Annotated in this window: 2 protein-coding genes and 1 pseudogene; 1 reads left to right on the top strand and 2 read right to left on the bottom strand. The window is 40.7% G+C overall.

The window, feature by feature from the left end; all coding sequences use genetic code 11:
* Positions 1–146: 146 nt before the first annotated feature.
* A complete protein-coding gene (locus tag IQ242_RS20970; RefSeq protein ID WP_193961278.1) occupies positions 147–926 on the bottom strand; it encodes an ABC transporter permease in 780 nt (259 codons plus the stop codon).
* Positions 927–1,182: 256 nt separating this feature from the next.
* A pseudogene (locus tag IQ242_RS20965) lies at positions 1,183–2,441 on the bottom strand (RNA-guided endonuclease InsQ/TnpB family protein).
* A 172-nt stretch (positions 2,442–2,613) separates the two neighbouring features.
* On the opposite strand from IQ242_RS20965, the gene IQ242_RS26425 reads away from it, so the two are divergent.
* On the top strand, positions 2,614–2,856 hold the full coding sequence (locus IQ242_RS26425; RefSeq protein ID WP_228021124.1) for a transposase: 243 nt from the start codon (positions 2,614–2,616) through the stop codon (positions 2,854–2,856).
* Positions 2,857–3,091: the final 235 nt, after the last annotated feature.

Below are 3,091 nucleotides of genomic sequence, written 5' to 3'. Positions count from 1 at the left end.
AGTCTGTGGACTCTGTGTAAGACAGTACATGGTTTTTTAACTGTGGTATGCGACGGTGGTGGAAGCAGAAACTTAAATCGTGAGGTTTAGGAATCGCCGCACTTTTAGGGCGGCGAGGATGTCAAGCCTTGACTCGGCAACCCCAGTTAAAATTGTCGTCGTGAAAAGATGAGGATGGAGATGCCCAATAATAGACCAGTATAAACGAGACTGTAGAGGGCATTAGCGATTAAGACATCAGCACTAGGCATCAAACCATAAACGGCCTCGTTTCTAAAATTTAATCTTTCTAAATCTGGGAGAATTAGATAAATATTTTTAGTGATAGCGAGGATATTGGCATTTTTGCTGATTATACCCAATTGGATCAGATCTTTGCTGATGTGACCCATGAGATAGACCCCAAAAGTCATTAACGTGGCTAAAATCGAACTGGTAAATACCCCAAAAGCGATCGCCACGGCCGCGATGAGAATTAATTCCAAACCGAGATAGAAAACCGAGACAATCAGGGGTAAAGCTTGAAAAGATACTTTCATCCCCGACAACATCAGCAAGTAAATCACCAACATTACCCCCAACATCACCGCTAAAACCCCGGACAAACCCAAGTGTTTACCGAGGATAAATTCGGCCCGACTCAGGGGTTTGGGAATCAAAACTAAAATAGTTCTCTTGTCAATTTCCTTATTAATTAGCCCTGTACCCACAAAAACCGCAACAATTACCCCTAATAACCCGATAGCGGCTAATCCCAAGTCAAGAAAGATTTTCTGATGGGTTCCCACCGCAATTTCCGGTAATAAACGCCAAGCGAACGCCATCAACAAGGCAAAAAACCCGATAAAGTAAAGAATGCGATCGCGAATAACCTCGCGAAAACCATTAGCTGCGATCGCCGAGATTCTCAGGATACTGATACCCATAGCCTTTCATCAAAATAATATCTGTCTTTCCTAGATTAAGAGATTGTTTCATCCCCTCATTATGCCCAATTATTAACTTCCCTATTTGATCAAGAATACACCAATCTATTACTTTTTTGCTGGCCCTGTGTAGGTAATTTTCTCCTCGACAGTTTCGTTTATGGCTTAGGAATATCAATTTTTGAGGTTTGAGGTTTTGGGTATGATTAGGTGTTGACAATCTCACCGTTAAGCCTACGACTTTGACTCTCCCCCGCTAACCGCTCGCGCGCTGTAGCGGGGGATTCTCGGTTCTTAGGCTTTTAACTAGATCGACCGGGTTTAACTGAACGACCCCCGTCAGACCGCCTCCGCAAGCGTTTTCTAACACGGTCAGCCCGACCGCGTTTTTTCCTCGGTTCTCGATTACCTTCGCTGATGCCTTATCTCTTGGTTCAATGTGGCCGCAAGAATCACACCGGTGAACTCTTTCGGATAACGACTTTTTACCAGTGAACGCACCGCAATTAGGACACTCCTGTGAAGTTCCGTTTTTATCAACCTTAAGATAATATTTCCCCCGTTTCCAAACAACCAATGGTAGTATCTCGTTAATAAAACTACCAATGCCTGAATCCAGAGATTGTTTTCTAACGATCCCTCTAGACCAGGAAACGAAGTTAATATCTTCAACGAAGATGTTATCACCGAGATCACAAGGTAATGAGCTAACTTGAAATGCCAATCTCTACGAGTATTAGACACCTTTTCATGTAATCTTGCTATCTTCTCCTGAAGTTTTAACCAATTGTTCGAGCCTTTGACTTGATGTTTCAAGCGTCTTTGTAGCAATTTAAGCTTACTCTGTACTTTCAACAAAAATCGAGGGGATTTGATTAAATCTCCCCGTGAAGTAGCAACAAAACTTTCGATCCCCGCGTCAATCCCTAAACAGGTTTTCCCAACTGTCATATCGGGAACTAATTCCGGAGATTGGAAGGAAACCGAAACGTAAAATCCCGACGCTTTTCGGATAATTCGAGCTTGTTTAGGCTCAAACCCAGACGGGTACTTCCTAGATTTCCTAATCCGAATTTTTCCCAATTGCGGAAAATTTAAGTATCCATCCCCTAGAAAGTTTTTCGATAGCGCAGGAAAAACAAAACTCCGCATCTTTTTCTTAAATCTAGGAAAGCCGAAGCCTTTCGATTTCATGTGGTCAAAAGCTTTATCTACAGTTTTTAAGACTTGCTGTAAGACTTGAGCGTTAACCGTCTTTAATATCGGAGAGAATTTTTTAGCTTCCGTTAGATTTTTGGCTTGAACGAAGTAATTCGGATAGGGTTCATCTGCGGAAATTATATACTCGGAAACTAGCGAACAGCGATCCGCAAGACACTTTCGGGAGTTCAACCAATCCTTCCGTTCCGAGAGCGCGTAATTGTAAACGCTCTTGCCAACATCAAGAATATGTACAATCTCTTGTTCCTGTCGCCTGTTTACCTTTAGTTTGTACTGGTAGGTAGGCGTTATCACTGTCGTTCGTTTCGTGATGTATAATTGGATTATAACATTTACCGCCTAATATGTTAACTGATTACAATGATGAATTTCGCTCTGTTTATAGACTTACCGCTCACGTCGTATTCGTCATCAAATACCGGCCATTGCTATTAACAATGAAATCTTAGCCCGACTTAAAGAAATCTTGGCGTCAACGCTCACGAAATGGGAAAGCGCATTGCTTGATTTCAACGGTGAATCAGATTACGTTCACCTAATTATCGATTACAAGCCTGACATCGCTTTATCCAAACTAATCGCTAACCTTAAAACAGTTAGTAGTCGTTTAATTAGAAAAGAATTTCCGTACTTAGCGGCAAAGTATTTCGACAACAAACCCTATTTTTGGACGGGAGCTTATTTGGCTCTTCGTTACTCTTTATGCTAAATCAACAGACAAGATGCCAAGACAACATAAGAACTCTTGCAAATTAATTATATGTTATAATGATAGGGTAACTAATTTTCCCCAAAAAATTAGTTAATCAGTACATTAGTCCTGAATGAAAACTTGAAGTTTAACTTTTAACTCAAAACTCTTTAGATATGCTTTAATTTGGTTATCAAAACCTCTTTATTTAAGCGGCACAAACTATCTCAATTATAAAAATTGAGAATAAATT

This window comes from Microcystis sp. LEGE 08355, from assembly GCF_015207185.1.
Taxonomy (GTDB): domain Bacteria; phylum Cyanobacteriota; class Cyanobacteriia; order Cyanobacteriales; family Microcystaceae; genus Microcystis; species Microcystis panniformis.
The sequence above is the reverse complement of the archived record's forward strand: the minus strand, read 5'-3'. Positions and strand labels throughout refer to the sequence as shown.